Source organism: Kitasatospora sp. NPDC057965 (assembly GCF_042887135.1).
Classification (GTDB): domain Bacteria; phylum Actinomycetota; class Actinomycetes; order Streptomycetales; family Streptomycetaceae; genus Kitasatospora.
In genome coordinates, this window is the sequence record NZ_JBHVPZ010000004.1 from 1 (window position 1) to 19,079 (window position 19,079).

24 protein-coding genes and 1 tRNA gene are annotated in these 19,079 nt (G+C 71.8%); 12 read left to right on the forward strand and 13 right to left on the reverse strand.

Features of this window, described 5'->3' with window-relative positions:
• Positions 1 to 331: TetR/AcrR family transcriptional regulator (locus ACFVVU_RS05795; RefSeq protein ID WP_387788513.1), on the reverse strand; the 331-nt coding region annotated here is incomplete at its 3' end.
• A 44-nt stretch (positions 332 to 375) separates the two neighbouring features.
• On the opposite strand from ACFVVU_RS05795, the gene ACFVVU_RS05800 reads away from it, so the two are divergent.
• Complete coding sequence (locus ACFVVU_RS05800) at positions 376 to 747, forward strand: hypothetical protein (RefSeq protein WP_380681917.1); 372 nt, start codon at positions 376 to 378, stop codon at positions 745 to 747.
• Here the strand turns inward: ACFVVU_RS05800 and ACFVVU_RS05805 are convergent.
• Both ACFVVU_RS05805 and ACFVVU_RS05810 read right to left on the reverse strand, forming a co-directional pair.
• On the reverse strand, positions 714 to 1,166 hold the full coding sequence (locus ACFVVU_RS05805; protein WP_380681918.1) for a MarR family winged helix-turn-helix transcriptional regulator: 453 nt from the start codon (positions 1,164 to 1,166) through the stop codon (positions 714 to 716). The genes ACFVVU_RS05800 and ACFVVU_RS05805 overlap by 34 nt on opposite strands.
• Before the next feature lie 185 nt (positions 1,167 to 1,351).
• Positions 1,352 to 2,305 (reverse strand): NADP-dependent oxidoreductase, encoded by a 954-nt coding sequence (locus ACFVVU_RS05810; RefSeq protein WP_380681919.1) that lies wholly within the window; start codon positions 2,303 to 2,305, stop codon positions 1,352 to 1,354.
• Positions 2,306 to 2,451: 146 nt separating this feature from the next.
• On the opposite strand from ACFVVU_RS05810, the gene ACFVVU_RS05815 reads away from it, so the two are divergent.
• The 5 genes from ACFVVU_RS05815 to ACFVVU_RS05835 all read left to right on the forward strand — a co-directional run bounded on the left by ACFVVU_RS05815 (position 2,452) and on the right by ACFVVU_RS05835 (position 7,514).
• On the forward strand, positions 2,452 to 3,624 hold the full coding sequence (locus tag ACFVVU_RS05815) for an acyltransferase family protein (protein ID WP_387788514.1): 1,173 nt from the start codon (positions 2,452 to 2,454) through the stop codon (positions 3,622 to 3,624).
• 91 nt (positions 3,625 to 3,715) lie between these two features.
• Positions 3,716 to 5,359: an FAD-binding oxidoreductase gene (locus ACFVVU_RS05820; RefSeq protein WP_387788515.1), complete on the forward strand. Its 1,644-nt coding sequence runs from the start codon at positions 3,716 to 3,718 to the stop codon at positions 5,357 to 5,359.
• 120 nt (positions 5,360 to 5,479) lie between these two features.
• Entirely contained in the window at positions 5,480 to 6,223 is a 744-nt protein-coding gene (locus tag ACFVVU_RS05825; RefSeq protein WP_355366981.1) for an SDR family oxidoreductase, read from the forward strand.
• Positions 6,224 to 6,631: 408 nt separating this feature from the next.
• Positions 6,632 to 7,000 carry a hypothetical protein gene (locus ACFVVU_RS05830; RefSeq protein ID WP_387788516.1) on the forward strand — a complete coding sequence of 123 codons (369 nt, stop codon included), beginning with the start codon at positions 6,632 to 6,634 and terminating at the stop codon, positions 6,998 to 7,000.
• A 265-nt stretch (positions 7,001 to 7,265) separates the two neighbouring features.
• Complete coding sequence (locus tag ACFVVU_RS05835; protein ID WP_387788517.1) at positions 7,266 to 7,514, forward strand: hypothetical protein; 249 nt, start codon at positions 7,266 to 7,268, stop codon at positions 7,512 to 7,514.
• Between the two features lie 26 nt (positions 7,515 to 7,540).
• Here the strand turns inward: ACFVVU_RS05835 and ACFVVU_RS05840 are convergent, their stop codons facing one another.
• From ACFVVU_RS05840 to ACFVVU_RS05870, 7 genes are all read right to left on the reverse strand, one after another.
• Positions 7,541 to 7,873: a hypothetical protein gene (locus ACFVVU_RS05840; RefSeq protein WP_387788518.1), complete on the reverse strand. Its 333-nt coding sequence runs from the start codon at positions 7,871 to 7,873 to the stop codon at positions 7,541 to 7,543.
• 139 nt (positions 7,874 to 8,012) lie between these two features.
• The gene (locus ACFVVU_RS05845) at positions 8,013 to 8,729 is read right to left on the reverse strand and encodes a hypothetical protein (RefSeq protein ID WP_387788519.1); all 717 of its coding nucleotides are present in this window, start codon (positions 8,727 to 8,729) and stop codon (positions 8,013 to 8,015) included.
• Positions 8,730 to 8,751: 22 nt separating this feature from the next.
• Positions 8,752 to 9,438, reverse strand: a complete 687-nt coding sequence (locus tag ACFVVU_RS05850; RefSeq protein WP_387788520.1) for a pentapeptide repeat-containing protein — start codon at positions 9,436 to 9,438, stop codon at positions 8,752 to 8,754.
• 75 nt (positions 9,439 to 9,513) lie between these two features.
• Entirely contained in the window at positions 9,514 to 9,684 is a 171-nt protein-coding gene (amcA, locus tag ACFVVU_RS05855) for a multiple cyclophane-containing RiPP AmcA (RefSeq protein WP_355366996.1), read from the reverse strand.
• Positions 9,681 to 10,823, reverse strand: a complete 1,143-nt coding sequence (gene amcB / locus ACFVVU_RS05860; protein ID WP_387788521.1) for a cyclophane-forming radical SAM peptide maturase AmcB — start codon at positions 10,821 to 10,823, stop codon at positions 9,681 to 9,683. The genes amcA and amcB overlap by 4 nt, the downstream gene beginning before the upstream one ends.
• 20 nt (positions 10,824 to 10,843) lie before the next feature.
• A complete protein-coding gene (locus ACFVVU_RS05865) occupies positions 10,844 to 11,032 on the reverse strand; it encodes a hypothetical protein (protein ID WP_387788522.1) in 189 nt (62 codons plus the stop codon).
• Positions 11,029 to 11,457, reverse strand: coding sequence for an ATP-binding protein (locus tag ACFVVU_RS05870; protein WP_387788523.1), 429 nt, complete (start codon positions 11,455 to 11,457; stop codon positions 11,029 to 11,031). The genes ACFVVU_RS05865 and ACFVVU_RS05870 overlap by 4 nt, the downstream gene beginning before the upstream one ends.
• A gap of 541 nt (positions 11,458 to 11,998) precedes the next feature.
• Between ACFVVU_RS05870 and ACFVVU_RS05875 the strand changes: the two genes are divergently transcribed.
• Both ACFVVU_RS05875 and ACFVVU_RS05880 read left to right on the forward strand, forming a co-directional pair.
• Positions 11,999 to 12,997, forward strand: a complete 999-nt coding sequence (locus tag ACFVVU_RS05875) for a hypothetical protein (protein WP_387788524.1) — start codon at positions 11,999 to 12,001, stop codon at positions 12,995 to 12,997.
• On the forward strand, positions 12,994 to 13,524 hold the full coding sequence (locus tag ACFVVU_RS05880; RefSeq protein WP_387788525.1) for a GNAT family N-acetyltransferase: 531 nt from the start codon (positions 12,994 to 12,996) through the stop codon (positions 13,522 to 13,524). The genes ACFVVU_RS05875 and ACFVVU_RS05880 overlap by 4 nt, the downstream gene beginning before the upstream one ends.
• Before the next feature lie 219 nt (positions 13,525 to 13,743).
• On the opposite strand, the gene ACFVVU_RS05885 is transcribed toward ACFVVU_RS05880, so the two are convergent.
• Both ACFVVU_RS05885 and ACFVVU_RS05890 read right to left on the reverse strand, forming a co-directional pair.
• Positions 13,744 to 13,816, reverse strand: a tRNA-Lys gene (locus ACFVVU_RS05885).
• Positions 13,817 to 13,871: 55 nt separating this feature from the next.
• On the reverse strand, positions 13,872 to 14,618 hold the full coding sequence (locus ACFVVU_RS05890) for a DNA polymerase beta superfamily protein (protein WP_387788526.1): 747 nt from the start codon (positions 14,616 to 14,618) through the stop codon (positions 13,872 to 13,874).
• A gap of 117 nt (positions 14,619 to 14,735) precedes the next feature.
• On the opposite strand from ACFVVU_RS05890, the gene ACFVVU_RS05895 reads away from it, so the two are divergent.
• The 3 genes from ACFVVU_RS05895 to ACFVVU_RS05905 all read left to right on the forward strand — a co-directional run bounded on the left by ACFVVU_RS05895 (position 14,736) and on the right by ACFVVU_RS05905 (position 17,340).
• Positions 14,736 to 15,506 (forward strand): SDR family oxidoreductase, encoded by a 771-nt coding sequence (locus ACFVVU_RS05895; RefSeq protein ID WP_387788527.1) that lies wholly within the window; start codon positions 14,736 to 14,738, stop codon positions 15,504 to 15,506.
• 89 nt (positions 15,507 to 15,595) lie between these two features.
• Positions 15,596 to 16,303: a tyrosine-protein phosphatase gene (locus ACFVVU_RS05900; RefSeq protein ID WP_380681924.1), complete on the forward strand. Its 708-nt coding sequence runs from the start codon at positions 15,596 to 15,598 to the stop codon at positions 16,301 to 16,303.
• 26 nt (positions 16,304 to 16,329) lie between these two features.
• A complete protein-coding gene (locus ACFVVU_RS05905) occupies positions 16,330 to 17,340 on the forward strand; it encodes a phosphorothioated DNA-binding restriction endonuclease (protein ID WP_387788528.1) in 1,011 nt (336 codons plus the stop codon).
• On the opposite strand, the gene ACFVVU_RS05910 is transcribed toward ACFVVU_RS05905, so the two are convergent.
• Entirely contained in the window at positions 17,333 to 17,794 is a 462-nt protein-coding gene (locus tag ACFVVU_RS05910; RefSeq protein ID WP_387788529.1) for an RICIN domain-containing protein, read from the reverse strand. The two genes, ACFVVU_RS05905 and ACFVVU_RS05910, sit on opposite strands and share 8 nt — an antisense overlap.
• A 46-nt stretch (positions 17,795 to 17,840) precedes the next feature.
• Between ACFVVU_RS05910 and ACFVVU_RS05915 the strand changes: the two genes are divergently transcribed.
• Complete coding sequence (locus ACFVVU_RS05915) at positions 17,841 to 19,034, forward strand: hypothetical protein (protein ID WP_387788530.1); 1,194 nt, start codon at positions 17,841 to 17,843, stop codon at positions 19,032 to 19,034.
• Positions 19,035 to 19,079 lie beyond the last annotated feature (45 nt).

A 19,079-nucleotide genomic window follows, 5' to 3' on the forward strand; every position in this document is an offset into this window, starting at 1 on the left:
CACTGATCACCAGGCAGCCGGCCGGGTGCTCGGGATCGGTGTAGACGGCGGCCGCCTCGCGCAGGACCCGGGCGAAGGCCTCGCGGGCGGTCGCCGCCTCCTGGAGGGCGACCGCCACGAAGCTCCCGAAGCTCTGCCCGTACGTCTCGACGACCTCGTCGAAGAGCGTGCGCTTGTCCCCGAAGGCGGAGTACAGGCTCGGCGCGTTGATCCCCATCCGCTTGGTCAGCTCGGCGACCGAGGTGCCCTCGTAGCCGTACTGCCAGAACAGCATGGTGGCCTGCCGGAGCGCGGCCGCACGGTCGAAGGTGCGGGGTCTTCCTCGGGCCATGGTCGTCCACCTTTTTTGTACTGTTCGCTAAGGAAGGTAATGGCATGGTTGCACAGATGCTGCCCGCGCCGCCCGTGCGCAGTTGGTACGCCACGGTGCTCTGGTGGGACCTCACGGACTCCGCGATGACCGTCGAGTCGCTGCTCGGGCGGTTGCGCCAGGGCCCGGAGCCCTCGCCGGAGGGCGACGGCGCCGGCCGCTGGCTGTGGGACCGGGCGGGAAACCGGTGGGGACGCGTGGTGCTCTGGGACCCGCTGGAGGGACGGGCACGGCCCGACGACTGCCCGGCCACCGAGCTGATCGGCTACCCGCCGACCGACTGCTGGTCCTTCGAGCTGGAGGCAGGCCCGTCCCCGGGCGTGCCCGAGGGCCTCGCGGCCGGTCAGGAGGCCGGCGGCCGCTCGCCGGGGGTGTAGCGCAGCCGGGCGACCACGGTCGCCGTCCGCCCGTCGATCGAGGCCAGGTCCAGCGCCTGGCCCATCTCCCGGTCGAACAGGTCACGGGCCTGGCGGGCGGTCTCCTTGCCCTGCTCGGTGATCCGGGCGAGCACGCCGCGCCGGTCGGTCTCCGAGACGCCCCGGCTCACCAGGCCCTGACCCTGGAGCCGCGCCACCAGACGGCTGGCCGAGGACTGGTTCAGACCGAGCGCCTCGGCGAGCTGCTGGATGCGCAGCCCCTCGGGCTCCGCGGCGGCCAGGGCGTTGAGCGTCTGGAACTCGCTGAGGCTGATCCCGGCCTCACGGGTGAGCCTGCGGTCCACGGTGGTACCCACCTCGGCGACGAGCACCGCCAGCTGGTTCCACAGCTCGATGTCGCTCTCGCGTCGCTGTCCCATGGACGACCTCTTACCTCTCCGGCGGCTCCGGCACGCCCTGGCGTACCGCTCCGCTGCGGGGCCGCCGTCCACCCTATGCATTCACATGCAGTTCCGAGGCAGCAGGAAACGGACATCAACAGTACCGCAGGACAACCGGCCGGTGCAGTGCGCGCGGCGCCCGCCCGGCCGGCGGCCCCGGCCGGTCACACCGACAGCAGCAGCTTCCCGCGCACCCCGCCGGCCTCCAGCCGGGCGTGCGCCGCGGCGCCCTCGGCGAGCGGCAGGACGCCGGCGATCCGCAGCGTCAGCACGCCCTTCTCGACGAGACCGGAGACCTCCGCGAGCCGCTCCCCGTCCTCCCTGGCGAAGCAGGTGGACACGGTGATGCCGCGCTCCGCCGCCGGCGGGTCGGGCACGTACACCGTGACCGCCCGCCCGCCGTCGCGCACCGCGCCCAGCACCCGGCCGGGATCGCCGGTGGTCGCCAGCAGCGCGTCCGCGACACCGGCGGGCACCGGGGCGTCCGCCGGGAGCACCTCGGCCGCGCCGAGCTCCCGGGCCAGTCGCTCGTCCCCGGGCCGCACATGGGCGATCACCCGCAGCCCCAGCGCGCTCGCGAGCTGCACGGCGAACCCGCCGACCGCGCCCACCGCGCCGCTGACCAGCAAGGTCGAGCCGGGCTCCGGCGCGAGCTGCTCCAGCGCCTGGTGCGCGGTGAGCCCCGCCAGCGGCAGCGCGGCCGCGTCGACCAGGTCCGTGTTCCCGGGCGCGAGCGCGGCGGCGGACGCGTCGAGGACGACGTACTCGGCGCAGGTGCCGATACCGGTGGCCAGCTGGCCGATCATCGCGATCACCCGGTCGCCGGCGGCGAACCGGGTCACCCCGCTGCCGAGCGCCTCCACCGTGCCGGACACGTCCCAGCCCGGCACCAGCGGGAGCGGGTGGCCGATGTGCTCGGCCAGCGCGCCGGAACGGGTCAGCAGATCGACCGGGTTGACCGCGGCGGCGGCCGTGCGGACCAGGATCTGCCCCGGTCCGGGCTCCGGCACGGGCAGCTCGGAGAGGGTGAGCACCTCGGGGCCACCGTAGACGGGGATGACGAGCGCGCGCATCGGCGAGTCCTTCCAGGAGAGAGCGATCCGCAGTGCGGATTGCATGCAGTAGCAAATACTTAGCGAGGGTCGCGAGCCTGTCAACCGCACAGAGCCATGGACTTTTGTTCGACTAATTGCTTGCGAATGCATGGACTTGCTGACTATGTTGGCCCCGTCGTCACCGATCAGCACCCCGGGAGGTACCCACGATGTCCAAGGCGCCAAGACCGGACCCCGCGGCGGTCCGCGGCAGCCGGCTGCCGTCCCTGACCGGACTGCGCTTCATCGCCGCCGCGATGGTCTTCCTGCACCACGGGATCTGGGTGAACCTCTTCGCCGACACCGGCTTCGCCGGCCTCTACCACGACCTCTTCATCAACGCCGGGCACGTCGGAGTGTCGTTCTTCTTCGTCCTCAGCGGCTTCGTCCTCACCATGGCCCAGCGGCCGGGGGACACCCTGCGGGGGTTCTGGCGGCGCCGGCTGGTGAAGGTCTACCCGAACCACGTCGTCGGCTTCCTGGTCGCGCTGGTGGTCATCGGCCAGAGCGTCCAGTGGAACCAGGTCCTGCCGAACCTCCTCCTGGTGCACTCCTGGGTGCCCAGCTACGACGTGCTCTTCAGCGCCAACCCGCCGAGCTGGTCGCTGGCCTGCGAGGCCTTCTTCTACTTCGCGTTCCCGTGGCTGGCCCGCTGGATCGGGAGGATCCGGGCCGACCGGCTGTGGTGGTGGGCGGGCGGCGTCGTCGCCGCCGTGGTCCTGGTGGCCGTGGCCGCCCAGGTCCTGCTGCCGACGACCCCGGGCATGGCCGACGGCCAGCCGATCGGGCTCTACCAGTTCTGGGCGGTCTACGCCCTCCCGCCGGTCCGGGCGCTGGACTTCGTCCTCGGCATCGTCATGGCGCGGATCGTCCTCTCCGGCCGCTGGATCGCCATCGGCCCGCTGACCGCGGTGATCGCCTTCGTGGCCGCGTACGCGCTGGCGATGCGGCTGCCGTACGTCTACGGGCTCGACGCGGCCACCCTCGTCCCGCTCGCCCTGATCGTTCCGGCCGTGGCGGCCGGCGACCTGGCCGGGAAGCGGACGGTGCTGCACAGCCGTCCGGCGATCTGGCTCGGCGAGATCTCCTTCGCCTTCTACCTCCTGCACGTCCCGCTGCTGATCTGGCTCCGCGCCCGGCTGGGGACCAGGCTCTTCGACACCCCCCAGGCGCTCGCCCTGCTGCTCCTGGGCCTCGCGATCACCGTGGTGGCCTCCTGGCTGCTCCACACGCTGGTCGAGCAGCCCATGATGCGGCGGTTCAGCCGCCCCCGCCGGACGGCCCCGCCGGCCCCGGACGCGCCGGCCCCGGCCCTGGCCGCGGCCCACGACAACGGCCGCTGAGGACCTCCGCACCGCGCGGAACCCGGCCCGACCACAGCTTCCCCGTCGCTCCATCCAGGTTCGCCACCCAGCGCAAAGGAAGAAGAACATCATGACCAGCTCACTCTCCCGCAGACGGTTCATGGCACGGTCGGCCGCGATCGGCGGAGCGACCGCGGCTGCGGGGCTTGCGGGGGGCATCGCAGTCGCCGACACGACGTCGGTCGCGACGATCACGACCGATCCGGTGTTCGGACCGGTGACGGTCCTTCCGGCCGACGGCCGCTTCCCCGACGTCCGCACCGGCGCCAATCAGCGGTTCGTCGGGACTCCCGACTACGTCCGGCTGACCGGCACCACCGCCCAGGTGGTCGCGGCGGTCCAGGAGGCCGTCACCGCCGGCAAGCGGGTCGCGGTCCGCAGCGGCGGCCACTGCTACGAGGACTTCGTGGCCGGTTCGGACGTGAAGGTCGTCATCGACATATCGGAGATGAACGGGATCTCGTACGACAGCACCCGGCAGGCCTTCGAGGTCGAGGCCGGCGCCCGGCTCGGCCAGGTCTACGACAAGCTGTACAAGGGATGGGGCGTCACGGTCCCCGGCGGGGCCTGCCCCTCGGTGGGCATCGGCGGCCACCTGCCGGGCGGCGGCTACGGCGCGCTGTCCCGGCAGTACGGCCTGATCGTCGACTACCTCTACGCCGTCGAGGTGGTGATCGTGGACGCCTCCGGCACCGCCCGGAGCGTGATCGCCACCCGGAACCCGGGCGATCCGCACCGCGAACTGTGGTGGGCCCACACCGGTGGCGGCGGCGGGAACTTCGGCATCGCGACCCGCTACTGGCTGCGCTCGCCGGACGTCACCGGCACCACCAGCAGCACCAACCCGGCCACCCTGCTGCCCAAGCCGCCGTCCACGGTGTGGATCAGCACGGTCAACTGGGCCTGGTCCAGCCTGTCCAAGGCCGCGTTCACCCAGCTGATGACCAACTACGGCCAGTGGCACGAGGCCAACAGCGGGACCACCTCGCCGTACTGCGCGATGTTCAGCGAGCTCAAGCTCCCGCACCAGTCCGGCGGATCGATCACCCTCACCGTCCAGATGGACGCGACGGGCGCCAACAGCCAGCAGATGCTGGACAGTTACATCGCGGCCGTGGGCGCCGGCGTCGGCGTCGCCCCGGTGGTCGTGGAGGAACGGCTCGTCCCCTGGCTGCACGCGACCCAGTGGGGCGGATTCACCGGGCCCGACCCGACGTACCGCTTCAAGGGCAAGCCCGGGTACCAGCGCAGGGCCTTCACCGCCGTCCAGATCGACGCGATGTACCGCAACCTGACCCGCACCGACTACTTCAACCCCGGCGCGCTGATGCTCATTTCGGCGTACGGCGGCCAGGTGAACCGGTGGTCCTCCACCGACACCGCGGTGGCCCAGCGGGACTCGATCCTCAAGGTCCAGTGCGCGGCGCTGTGGACGGACCCCGCCCAGGACGGCGTCCACCTGGCGTGGCTGCGGCAGTTCTTCCGCGAGCTGTACGCCGAGACCGGCGGTGTGCCCGGCCTGAACGTGGCCACGGACGGCATGTTCATCAACTACGCGGACACGGACGCCCGTGACCCGCAGTTGAACACCTCGGGCATCCCCTGGCAGCGCCTGTACTACAAGGACAACTACCCGCGCCTGCAGCAGGTCAAGGCCGTCTACGACCCCAGGAACGTGTTCCGGCACGGCCTGTCGATCGAGCTGCCGGTCTGACCCCGGTTCGGCCGGGAGCCCGGGCTCCCGGCCGACCTTCCCCAACTTGCTTGCGATTGCATGTAGCGACCGCTACATTAATCACATCGCCCACCACGAACGGAAAGGCACCGAATCACCATGACCGCCACCAAGAAGCTCGCCGGCAAGACCGCCCTCGTCACCGCCTCCTCGCGCGGCATCGGCCGGGCGACCGCCCTGCGCCTGGCCGCCGACGGCGCCCAGGTCGCGGTCAACTACCACAGCGACGCCGAGTCCGCCCAGGCCGTCGTCACCGCGATCGAGTCGGCCGGCGGCCGGGCCATCGCGATCCAGGGCGACATCGGCGTCCCGGCCGACGTCGAGCGGGTCTTCAAGGAGACCGTCGCGGCCTTCGGCTCGCTGGACATCCTGGTCAACAACGCCGGCATCGGCGCCATCGGCGCGCTCGCCGAGGTCGGCTCGGACCTCCTCGACCGGGTCATCGACGTCAACTTCAAGGGCACGTTCTACGCGATCCAGCAGGCCGCCCGGCTGCTGAACGACGGCGGCCGGATCATCAACATCTCCACCGGCTACACCAAGCAGCCGTTCCCCGGCTTCGGCGTCTACTCCGCCACCAAGGCCGCCGTCGAGGCGCTCGGCCTGGCCGCGTCGAAGGAGCTCGGCGCCCGCCAGATCACCGTCAACTCGGTGCTGCCGGGCCTGGTCAACACCGACCAGACCGCCCCGATCCGCGACCAGTTCCCGGCCGTCGCCGGCATGACCCCGCTGGGCCGGGTCGGCGAGCCCGAGGACATCGCCGACGTCATCGCCTTCCTCGCCTCCGAGGACGCCCGCTGGATCACCGGCCAGGTCATCGCCGCCGCCGGCGGCCTCGCCTGACCGCTCCCCGCAGCACCGGCACGCACCGCGGCCCGGTCCCCCGGAACCTCCGGGAGACCGGGCCGGTCGCATGCCTGGGGCGAGGGCAGGGGAACGCCGATCGTTCCGGCCTACGCCCGAGTGGGCCGCCAGGGGCTCGAACCCTGAACCTACGGATTAAAAGATCAAGCCGGATCGCGATCCGGCCGGCTGCGATCGGTTACTTGGTGTTGTCCCGGCAGGTTGGCGTGCCGTGTGATCGCCCTGGGTCCGGCTTCGAGTGGATGCTGTCGCAGAGTCCGCTCACGCCTCGCTCACGCATTTGACCCAGCCGAACCGCCTGCCCGGCCCATCGGCATGACGTCATAGGACCAGCGACGGGCGCAGCGGGCCCACTCAGGAACCTTGCGAGGTTCTAGAATCGCTCCTATGCCACGGACGACGAGCCCTGCGTTGCGGGAGCTGATGGAGCGCACCGGAGCGACCCAGACGCAGATCGAACGGTGGCAGCAGCACGGGTACTTGCCGCGCTTCCCCCGGTCGTACGCCGGCGGTGGCGGTAGCAGGTCGGTGCTCACCGACGAGATCGTCGAGCGCGCCCAACTTCTGGCGGACTACGCGCGGCCCGGAGCGTTGGACCACAAGCCGATCTCGCTCATCGCCAGCCTGGCCGAGCCCGATGTCGGTCTCCTACGCGAAGCCGTGGTTGGGCATCTGACGGCTGCCCACCAGCGCCTCGGGATGGACGTCACCACGACCGTGCCAGCCGAGGCATCGGCCAGCCCCCGGCATGGCTAAAGGTGCCCCTATCACACAGCTGTTCCCCAACGAGACCGAGCAGCTGCGAGCTCTGATTCGTGATCAAGTACTGCCCGCCCCGACGTACAGGCAGCAGTGCGATCTGGTACTGACAGCACCTCCGGACCAACTCATTCGGGCGTGCCGCGTGATTCCGACAAGCCGTCGACTTCAGGTCACCGCCCGGGCCTCTGCGCAGATCGCCCTCATGCGGCACGCCGGCACCCTGACCGACGACACGTTCAAGGGGTGGCACGATCTCGGCATGTCCTACACGGACTCCCAGCGGATGGTCGCCCATCCGATGTGGGTCTCCTGGGGGTATCGGATCGTGAACGGGGCAATGCAAGATGTCACGGACGGCGAAGAGATCGCGCTCGGCCTCCACCGGTCGGCGCTCCTCGACCAGCGGGAGGCGTACATGAACTTCCTCGCCTCGCTGGTCCCCGTGCAGGCTCTCCACCGACTGGCCTTCTACCAGTCACAGCCAGGTGACCAGCGGACGATCATCTGATCGTCCGCTGGTCACCTTGGCTTCGCCTACTCCGCCTTGGCAACTGCGTCCCACGCGACCTTCAGAGCGAGCCGCCTGACCTCGCCGTGGGGCGGGTACATGGAGTCGGTCGTGATCCCCACGCTGGCCAGACGGCCCAGCAGGTCCGTCTTCCAGCTGGCGTCGACCCGGATTGTCCAGCCGGTGGCTGGCCAGTGGGTGTTCGCCTTGCTGGTGGTGCTCTTCAGGAAGTTGACTCCCAGCGTAGAGATATCCGGGAAGTCCTCTGCCGGGCGGTTCAGACCGTCCACCATGTAGGACCGACCGCCGTACCGCTTATTGAGTCCGCCGACGAGGAAGCGGCCGCGCTGGGCGTGCATCCGCGGGTCCAGGGGGGCCTGGTCGACGAGCGCGACGCGCTCCGTCCACCGAAGCTGCGGCCGCCCCCTCCGGGGAGCGGATCACGGGTCCTTCACTCCACTGGCGCGTAGCAGAGTCCGGTGCGATCCGCATAGGCAGTCAGGCTACGGTCGGGAGCACTCCGCGTGACCAGTGGCCAAGCCAGAAGGCGGCTGTGGAGGGTTCGGGCTGGTCCTCGGTGGAGCCGTCGTGGGGCAGCAGTTCGGTGGGGGCGATGTAGCCCTCGCCGGGCTCCAGGCGGATGCGGTACACGTTCAACCGGTGACCGGCGGCGATGTACGCGCGGAGGTCGTCGGTGTGCGGGTGGCGGTTCTCGGGGTCGGGGTGGACGGTTCGGCAGATGGCCTGGATGTCGATGTCGCCGAGCAGGATGTACCGGGTGCCGGGGCCGAGGTTGATGCACAGGCGACGCCGGCCCAGGTGCTTGGCGTGGTATGCGAGCTTGTCCCAGTTGTCGACGTGCAGACCGATGCGCCGGCCGTCGCGGTAGTTCGGCGTGGTCGTGAGGGCCTTCGCGGGGCTTGCGGCCCGGCCGAGGTGGACGGCGTCCGGGTCGCCGAGTGGATCGGCCAGCGCGTCGAGGCTGATTGGCGCCGGTCCGTCGGGCAGCCTCACCAGCTCGACCAGCGTGGTGTCGCGGGTGAGCGCGGTCGGTCGGAGCTGGTGGGCAAGGTCGGCGGTGAGGGGCTGCCATGGACCGTCGGGAAGGACGGCCCCGTCCTCGTAGTCGGCTTCGCCGTATGCGGTGCGGACGCCGGCGACGTCGCACCGCTCGGCGAGCGCGGCAGGGTTGTGGTGGGCGATGGCAAGGTTCATTCCGGGCTCCTCCCGGTTGGTCTCACCGGCGGTCGTCCAGGGTGTCCGCGAACGTCACGTCCAGCTCGGCGACCAGGGCTTCGGCGAGCTCGGCCTGCTGGGCCCGGTCGATGATGACCTTGCCGAGGTTTGCGGTGCCCCGGACGGTGCTCAGGTCGTTGCCACGCAGGTCGAGGTCCTGGTACTTGCCCCGGCCGAACTCGGCCAGCCGCAGGCTGCAGGCGTCGAGGACGGCCCGGCTGAGGTCGCTGCCGGTGAACGTCGCCTCGCTCAGGACGCACTTCGAGAAGACCAGCGGTCCGGTGGCCCGGACCTGCTCGAAGCTGCTGTAGTCGAGCTTGCAGTTCTCGAACAGCACGTTGTCGAGGGTCACGCCGGTGAGCTGGGCACCCATGATCTTGCAGCTGCGGAAGACGACACGGGAGAGCTTGGCGTCCGTGATGCGGGCGGTGGCGAGGTCACAGGTGTCGAACTCGACGGAGTCGAGCCTGACCTTGTCGAGCTGGACGCGGTCGGTGCGAAGCCCGATGACGCGGCCGGTGATGAGGCTGGTGTCGGTGAGGTCCAGGTCCCGCAGGTTGGCGTCGGTGTACTGGAAGTCCTGGACGATGCCCCGAGCGGAGTCGAGCGTGCTGACGTTGGACAGGTACAGGCCCGGCTCGTTCAGGCTGGGCAGGGTCACGGTGACGCGGCCGAAGGTGCTGTCCACGGGCTTGCTCCGCTCTCTCGGTTCGGGGGACCGGGCCCGCACCGCACGGTGCGGGCCCGGGTGGCTCAGGTGGTGCTACTTGCCCTTGTTCGACCAGTTGTCCCACGTCGGCCGGTTGTCGAACGACGATCCGGCGTTGTCCCAGGTGGGCCGGTTGTCGAACCCGGCGACGGCGACGGTTCGGCCGGCGGTGAGGTCGGCGACCACCGGGGCGTCGGTGGCGGCCAGCAGTTCAAGGACGGTCATGCGGCTTGCTCCTCTCGGACGGTATCGGACAGTGCGGTGATGAGGGCCTGCCTGGACACACGGCAGTAGTTCGTCTCGGTGGTGTCCAGACGGCCGTTCTCGAAGTAGCGATTGCCGGCCTGGGCTCCCCGGCAGAAGCCGAAGAACTGGCAGGTGGCCTCGCACTCGTCCAGGCCGGTCAGGAACTCGCGCACGTACCGGAGTTCGTGCGCGCGGTCCAGCATGGAGCCGATGCTCAGCTCCATGACGTTCCCGGCTCGGAAGTCCTCGTATGCCGGATCACTGATCCCGGCGAGCTCGGGCGAGAGCAGGACGACGTCCCCAGCGGACGAGACGGTCGGAATCGGGTCGATCAGCAGCTCGTCCCACGCGGCTCCTCCGCCTGCGCGGGCGGCCTGCAGGTAGCTGCCGAGGCGGTCGACCTCGCGGATGGTCAGGCCGCGGTGCCGGCGGGACCAGGCGATTGCCCGGCGCCAGAACTCGCGGGCCTGTCCGACGGTGGGCACCGTGCGGTCGGTGTTGACGCCCTCCAGCTCCTCCATGTTCAGGCCCACGGTGTGGCAGCCGAGGTGGGCCATGAAGTCCAGCAGGCCCTCGGGGTCGCCGATGCTCTCGGCGCTGACGACCGCTATCGCGGAGAACCCCACGCCGCACTCGCGCAAGTACCCGATGCCCTTCGTGATCCGGTCGAAGGCGGGGCGTCCTGCCCAGTCGACCCGCTGGTGGTTGAGCGCGGCCGGACCGTCGATGCTCACCCCGACCCGGAACCCGTAGTCGGTCAGGAAGTCGCACCACGCCGGGGTGATCAGAACGGCGTTGGTCTGCACCGAGTGCTCAACCAGGCCAGCCTGCCGCAGTGGCTCGAACGGGGCCAGCAGCTCGGCGAACCGCCGACGGCCGATGGCCAGCGGCTCGCCGGCGTGCCAGACGATCTCAACCGGTGTCGCCGAGGTGGTGTCGGCGAACTCGGCGACCGACCGGGCCACGGCATGGGCGACCTCGATGGGCATCGGTGTGCGCCGGTCGCGGTCAGGCAGGTAGCAGTAGGTGCACTTGAGGTTGCAGAAGCCGTCCGGCTGCGCGACGACCACCTTCGGACGGCGGGCGATTCGGCTCCGGTAGCGGTCCAGGGTCTGCATCGTGCGGACTCCTTCGCGAGTCAGATTGAGGGTGCCAGCGGCTCGGTGTCGGGAGTGGAGGCCGCGATCCGGGGCAGCGGGTCGCCCGTGAGCTGGTGGTCGGTCAGGGCGCCGAGCAGGCCGAGCACGACGAGGTGACCGGTGATCCAGACCGTCTGTAGGGCGGTACTGATCGGATCGCGCGCCGAGCCTCGGTGCTGGCCCCTCACGGTTTCCCACCGACTCGAAGGTCGGCATGGACGGTCTTGCCGAGAGCTTCCAGGGATACTCCCCAGCGGCCGTGGGTGAGCTTGGCGACGAGTTCGAGCCCGCGGCCGGACTCGTCGCTGCTGCCCGCCTTGATCCGCACCGGCAGGACGCGGCAGCCGTCCGTCACCAGGATCCGCACCGAGGCGGCCGTCGTACGGATGATCTGGAGCGTCATCGCCGTGTGGCAGCCGGTCTTCGCGGAGTTCGCGACCATCTCCGACGCCACGAGCACGGCGTCGTCGACCAGGTCGTCCAGACTCCACTCGGCCAACATCGTCCGAACCAGCTCTCGAGCCTGCGACGCCGACTCCGGCCGGTAGGGAAGGTCGATGCTCGTCCCGGAGGTCGGTTCCTGTTCCTCCAGCGCGCTGATCGTGCCGGTCACGATGGCACACCTGGGTTGCGCCGCGCGGTGGCCGGGGCTCGCCTGGGAAGACCAGAGGGGAACGGCATCGCGGGCTCCATGGGTGAGGGCAGGGATGTGTCGGTGCTACCGCCGCGGGGGTTCCGGCGGCGGCCGCACAACCAGTGAACGACTGCCAACGCCTCGGTGGTGAGGCAAAGTTCGGTGCGGCATGGCTCGGCACCAACCGGAAGACTTGACGGTCCCATTACCCGAAGCCCCGCACACCAGGTGACAACGCGGCTACGTTGACCGCATGGTGGCAAACGTCGCTCTCCGCCGCAGGATGGCCGAACGCCGCATGACCAAGGCCGAGTTAGCGCGCGAAGTGAATGCCGAGATAAGGACCCTGACTGGGAAGCCGGGCACCGTATCAGAGCGCACGGTCCACAACTGGCTCACCGGCGTGACCCGGTGGCCACCGGGAAAGATCCGCGTCGCACTGGGTGCAGTATTCGACTGCATGCCCGAACAGCTCGGCTTCGCCCCCACGGGCCGGGCCCACACCGCACCGGAGGCAGACGTGAGGCGACGCGACTTCATAGCGGCCGCCGGCAGCACTGCCGTGGCCGCCCTCACCGGCACAGCTGCCGCCCCTGCACCGCGCCGCATCGGCGCCGCTGACATCCAGCTGCTGGAGGCCCGCTTCGCTGAGGTCATCGCCAGCGACCACAGGCACGGCGGCCGGGTCAGCATCGAGGCCAAGGCTGTCGCCCTCGCGGACGAGGCACTCGCCCTCCAGGAACACGGCACCGCAAGCCAGCGGATCCGGTCGGCCCTGTACGCCTGCGCGGCCTCCTTCACGTCGAGCGCGATGTGGGCGGCCATCGACGGCCGCCGATTCGACGCCGCTCTCCAGCATCACCAGAAGGCGGCCTCTATCGCGGCGATGTCCGGCGACTCCGCCATCCAGTTCCGTATCTGGTCGCACGCCGGGAGCCTCTACCGCCACCTCGGCCGCCCCGGCGACGCGCTCGCCGCCAACGACGTCGCCCGCAGTCTGCCGATCGCCCGCCGCGACCCGCTGTTCGCCTCCCTCGGCCACGCCCGGCACGCTGCCATCCACGGCCTCACCGGCGACACCAACGCCGTCCGACGCTCCCTCGGCCATGCGCAGGACGCCCTCGACCGCGCCGATGCCGCAGCGTCCCGACCCGTGTGGATCACCGCGTTCTACGACCAGGCCGAACTCGACTCCCTCGCCCTCGCCGCTCACCTGGCCGCTGGCAACTGGGAAGACGCGGAAGCCCACGCTCACCGCAGCATGGCGCTTCGCCGTGGTGCGATGCAGCGCTCCCATGCGATCACCACCGTCCGCCTCGCCCACGCCCAACTCGGCCAGGGCGACTTCGAACCCGCTGTCGCCACCGCCGTGTCGGTGCCGGCCGCGGTCTCCACCCACCCTCGCGTCACCGGCATGCTGGCCTCGTTCGGCACCAAGCTGACCGCCCAAGCGCCCGGCAGCGGCCCGGCGCTGACCTGGACCGAGTACGCCCACGACACCTGGAGGACCACCACGTGACCGTCGAACTCCGTCACTACACCGATCTCACTCCCGATGCCCGCCAGGACCTCCTGGACGTCTACGCGGACGTCCGCGCCCCGCTGCTGCACCTGGCGAACTACCGTGTCGAGGCGTTCGTCGAACGCCTCGACCGGCACGCGACCGAGCCCGGCTTCGAAGCCGTCATCGCGTACGAGGGCATGACGGCCATCGGGTACGCCTACGGGAACACGCTGACGGCCGACGACCGGTACTGGAAGCGCATGACTGAGCCGCTGCCCCATGGTTTTACCGAGGTCAGCACACTGGTGATCAAGGAGATCGGCCTTCGAACCCCATGGCGGGGCACGGGCATTGCACGGCGCATCCACGACGACCTCCTGGCTGGCCGCACAGAGGAGCGCGTCACCCTGATGGTCAACCCGCTCGCCGGAGACGGCAAGGTTCAGGCCCTGTACGAGTCCTGGGGATACGAGGCCATCAACAGCCAGCAGCCCTCGCCCGAGTCGCCCCGCCTCACGGCCATGCTCCGGACGCGGAGCTGACAGGAGGACGAGCAAAGTCCCCTTATCGATCGGTGCAGCCCTACGAGAAGCGGCAACCGGGCGTGGCGGCGGAGATCGTCGTCTGCGGCCTGGTCGGCGTTGGCCGGCGGCGGGCTCTGCTGTTCCTCCCCCTCGTCGGCACCCCTGGGCCGCCCGGGGAGCCTCCGCCCCCGCGGGGGCGGAGGCGGGGTAAGAACTCCTTACCCCACAACCTGCACGTGGGCCGCCAGGGGCTCGAACCCTGAACCTACGGATTAAAAGTCCGCAGCTCTGCCAATTGAGCTAGCGGCCCGTGGCCCGGCCGGGGTGGTGGCGGGCCGCCGTGATCCTACCCGGTGGGGTCGGGCTCACGCGTGGCTGTCCGGTGGGTGGTTCGTGCGGTGGGCGGTCGGTGGGCGGTCGGTCCAGTGGGCGGTGCGGACACGGCGGAGCCAGGCCTCGGCAGGGCGGTCGTCGGGGTGGTCGGGCAGGACGCCGGGGCGGTCGAGGCGCTCGGTGGCGGCGGCGAGCAGGCCCTCGGCGCGGGCCGGGTCGTCGGCGATGCGCTCGCCGAGGTCGCGGACGCGTTCGGGGTCGGGCAGCCGGACCAGGTTGTGGCCGGCCCCGTGCAGATGGACGGCTTGTTCGAGCAGGCGGACCAGGTGGCGGGCGTGCTTGGCGGCGCGGGCGCGGGTGGCCGGATCGGTGGTGTCCCGGGTCCGCAGCTTGCGCAATTGCTGGGTGGCGTAGCCGAGGTAGGCGGTGCGCACGGCCCCGGCGCTCAGGAAGGAGCGGCGGATCGCGATCAGCTCCTCGCCGAGCGGGGTGCGCACCTCGTAGAGGTCGTCGGGCAGCCAGACCAGTTCGGAGGCGGTCGGGTTGCAGCGCAGGGCCAGCCGGCACCACTTGGCGGCCTCGTGCAGGGTGCGGTCCGGGGCGGTGGTGACCTGGGACTCGACCGGGGGCCGCAGGCCGTGGAAGTCCTCGGTCGGGGCGGCGAACAGGCCGAGCCGGTCGAGGTCGGAGCCGGCGTGCGCCAGGCCGTAGGCGGTGGAGCCGACGATGCCGGAGAGCAGCACGGTGCCGGGGGTCGGCGCGGTCGGCGGGGTGGACATGGCGGGACTCCTCTCGTCGGCCGGTCCGGAGGAACGAGTCTGCCGGGCGGGGCCGCGCCGGGCGAGCGATTTCCCGGGGCCCGGGCCGGGGCGCGGCGGGCGGGTAGGGTGCGGAGCATGTCGACAACGAACGGTTCCGCGCAGCCCGACGTCGTTCTGATCACCGGTGCCGGGCGCGGCATCGGCGCCGCCACCGCGCTGCTGGCCGGGCGGCGAGGCTACCGGGTGTGCGTCAACTACCGGGCGGACGAAGCCGCCGCCGCCTCCGTGGTGGACGCGATCCGGGCCGACGGCGGCACCGCGCTCGCCGTCCGGGCGGACGTCACCCGCAGCACCGAGGTGGCCCGGCTGTTCGACACCGTCGACGCCGAGCTCGGCCCGCTCACCGCCCTGGTGAACAACGCCGGCACGCTGGAGCGGCAGAGCCGGCTGGAGGACATCGACGAGGAGCGGCTGAACCGGATCTGGGCCGCCAACATCACCGGCCCGTTCCTGTGCGCCGCGCAGGCCGTCCGCCGGATGTCCACCCGGCACGGCGGGCGCGGCGGCGCCATCGTCAACGTCTCGTCCGCGGCCTCCCGGCTCGGCTCGCCCAACGAGTACGTGGACTACGCGGCGGCGAAGGGGGCCGTCGACTCGATGACCCGCGGGCTGGCCCTGGAGGTCGCGGCCGAGGGCATCCGGGTCAACGCCGTGCGTCCGGGCCTGATCCACACCGACATCCACGCCCTGGGCGGCGAGCCCGGCCGGGTCGACCGGGTCGCACCCGCTCTGCCGATGCGCCGCGGCGGTCGGCCCGAGGAGGTCGCGGAGGCGATCCTCTTCCTGCTGTCGCCGGCCTCCTCGTACTCCACGGGCGCGTTCCTGGACGTCTCCGGCGGCCGCTGAGCACCACGGGGAACAGGACCTCCGGCGAAGATCGAAAGGACCGGCCTCTTCCTTCCCCTGGCCCGGTCCGCGACCGTACGGTGGTGGCCATGACCGACGACGTGCAGTCCGCCTTCATCGACATCCCCGGCGTGCGCAACTTCCGTGACGCCGGGGGCGTCGGTGCGCTCCGCCGGGGCGTGCTGTTCCGCTCCGGCTCCTTCCACACCCTCACCCCCGAGGGCGCCCTGCGGCTCAAGGCCCTCGGCCTGCGCACCGTCATAGACCTGCGCAGCTGGCACGAGCTGGACGCCTTCCCGGACCTGCGGCACGACCTCGACCACGAGGCGCTGCACCTGCCGACCCTGCCCGCCAAGCCGGAGGAGGCCGCTCGCCCCTGGCCGGAGGACCAGGTCGAGCTCTACCCGTTCATGGCCTCCACCGCCGGCCCGTCGCTGGTCGCCGCGATCCGCCGGCTCGGCGCCCCCGGCACCCTGTCGGCCGTCGTCCACTGCGCCGTCGGCAAGGACCGCACCGGCCTGACCATCGCCGTCGTCCAGTCCCTGCTGGGCGCTTCCGAGGCCGACATCACCGCCGACTACCTGCTCTCCAACACCGGCCTGGGCCTGCTGGACGGCCCCGCCCCGTACCTCGACGAGACCGGCGCCGAGCGGCTCTCCCGCCCGGTCTCGGCGGAGCTGCTCGCCTCCTCCTTCGCCTGGATCCACGACGAGCACGGCTCCCTCCCCGCCTACCTGCACGCCCACGGCGCCACCGAGGCCGACCTCGACGCCCTCCGCACCAACCTGTCGGCGTAGCGCGGGAGCCGGGCGCGTGTGAAGCGATGAAGCGGGGGGAACTGCTCACCGCCCTGGGGCGGCTCCGGCAGGCGAACACCGGCGGGGTCCGGGCCCCGCACAAGCCACTGCTGCTGCTCTGGCTGCTCGGCCGGCACGCCCGGCTGGGCAGCAGCCTGGTCGGCTACGCGGAGGCCGAGGAGCCGGTCAGCCGGCTGATCAACGACTTCGGGCCGGCCGTCGGCCGCGCGACGGCCGTGCAGCGGGCGGCGATGCCGTTCGTCCACCTGGAGCGGAGCCTCTGGTCGCTCTGCGACGCGGCCGGGCGCGAACTCGACGCCAAGGACGTCCGGGAGAGCGGCGCGGCACTGCGCGGGGCGGGCGCGGTGGGGCGGCTGCGGCCCGAGGTCGAGCGGCTGCTCACCGAGGACCCGTCGGCCGGGCCGATCGCCGTCCGGCTGCTGCTCGACCGGCACTTCACGCCCACCCTGGAGGCGGCGATCTGCGAGCAGGCGGACGTCGGGCTGCCGGACCTGGACATCGCCGACCTCGGCGTCACCGGCCTCGGCGTCGGCGATCCGGGCGTCGGCGATCCGGACGCCGGTGCGGCCCCCGACCCGGTGTTCCGGCTGGTCCGACGGCGGGTGCGGGCCGCCGGGTTCGCCGCCGACGTGCTGCGGGCGTTCGACCACGCCTGCGCGTTCTGCGGGTACGACGGCCGGCTCGGCCGCCACCCGGTCGGCGTCGAGGCCGCGCACATCCGGTGGCACAGCCAGGGCGGCCCGGACGTCCTGGCCAACGCCTTCGCGCTCTGCTCGCTGCACCACGCGCTGTTCGACTTCGGCGTGCTCGGGGTGACCGAGGACCGCACCGTACGGATCTCCCCGCACTTCCGGACCGACTCGCCCGCCGGCGAGGCGGTCCGGGCGCTGCACGACCGACCGGTGCCGCACCCGCACGGCCGACCGGCCGCACCGCGCGCCCACGACTTCCTGCGCTGGCACGACCGCTCGGTCTTCAAGCACGACGGGTACCGGCTGGACCGACCGGTCAACTGAGCCAGGGCCGCCGTTCCAGGCGCCACCACTGGGTCGGGGAGTCGACGTCCTCCCACTGGTGGACGGGGGTGGTGGGGTCGTCGGTCGGGGCGGTGAGGGGCTTGCCGCTGATGAAGCTGGTGAGGGTGCAGGTGCCGGGGTCGTCGACGTGGTGCTCGACCAGCCACTCCTGGGCGCCGAAGGCGTTGGCGGACCACTGCTGGACCGGGACGCCGTCGTCGGTCGCGGCGCCGGTGACGTCCAGCCGCTTGCCGCCGGCGACGTTCTCGACGTGGAACAGCGCGCCGCCCGGGTGGACGGCGGTCAGCCGCCAGAGCTGGGCGTCCGAGCCGTCCTCGGCGGCGAGCAGCACCTTCACGCCGCTGCGCCGGCTGCCGCCGGGGACCTCCAGCAGCAGGCCGGTGGCGACGTTCCGGATCCGGTAGAGGCCGTCGGTGATCTCGTGCTCGGTCACCGGGCGAGTCTCTCACCCGGCACTGACAGCCCCTATGCTGCGGCGAATGGTGTTCGACCCTCACTCCTCGCAGGACGGCCGCCCCGGCGGGCCGTCGGACAGTCAGCAGTCCGCACTCGACCGGGCGGTGGGCGCTCTGGAGGCGGCCGTGGCCGGTCCGGCGGACGGCCCCGACGGGGGTGAGCGCTTCGATGCGGCGCTGCGCCGGCTGGGCGGGCTGCTCGGGCCGGCCGGGGAGGCGGAGTCGGCGGCGGTCGGGCCCCGGCTGGCGGCGCTGCTCACGGACACCCCGGCGTTCCCCCGCGCGCACCTGGCGATGATGGTCGGCGCCTGCGTGGAGCGCGGCGCCGACCCGGTGGCCTGCGCCGACCGGGTGCTCGCCGGGCTGCGCGAGGCGCTGACCGGGGCACTGCTGCTGATCGACCGGTGGGCCGACAGCGACGACAGCGACGAGGAGGACCTGCCGGACCCCGACCGGGACGACCCGGGCCGGGCCCATGCCCGGCTCCTCGGGGACGGGCGGACGGACGCGCGAACGGACGGGCACGGACACGGGCACAGGCGGGTGGCCGGGTGGCACGCCCACCGGGCCGTGGCCGGCTGGTGGACCCTCGATCTGTGGCAGCGGGCCGCGTTCGCGCTCTGCACGCACGCCGCCGTGCGCCGGGCGGCCCGGGCCGACGGCGTGACCGACGTGCTCGCCGAGCTGATCGACCGCTACCGCGAGCGGTCCGAGCGGCACGACCTCAAGGGCCTGCGGTACCTGGCCGCCGCCCTGGACGACGAACCGCTGCTGGTGCTGCACCGCCCGAGCGGCACCGGCTACCTGCTGCGGATGGACGGTCTGACCGACAACTTCCAGTTGCACACGCTGCTCGCCGAGGCGCTGATCGGCGGCGGTCACCTGCCCGGCACCCGCCCCGACCCGGAGGTGGTCGCGCTCAGCCGCACCCGGTGGCTGGACGGGCGCCGGTTCATCGCGACGGGCGCGTTCAACCTGGTGGCGCCGGACGGCGGTTGGATCTGGAACGAGGGCATGCCGGAGGACATCCCGGTGGTGGACGGCGTGCGGACCCTCGTCCTGGACCCGCAGCCGTACGAACGGAGCTGGGCGGCCGGGCGGTTCGTCGAGCAGGTGCCCGGCGACCTGCGGCTGGAACGGGTCCTGGCGCCGGAGGAGGCCGCGGCCCGGCTGGCGGCCGTCGCGCCCGCGCTGCCCTTCGAGCGGGCGGTGCGGTAGGGCCGGGGGCCGGGGCGGGCCGGGGAAGGCGGCGGGTTATCGTCG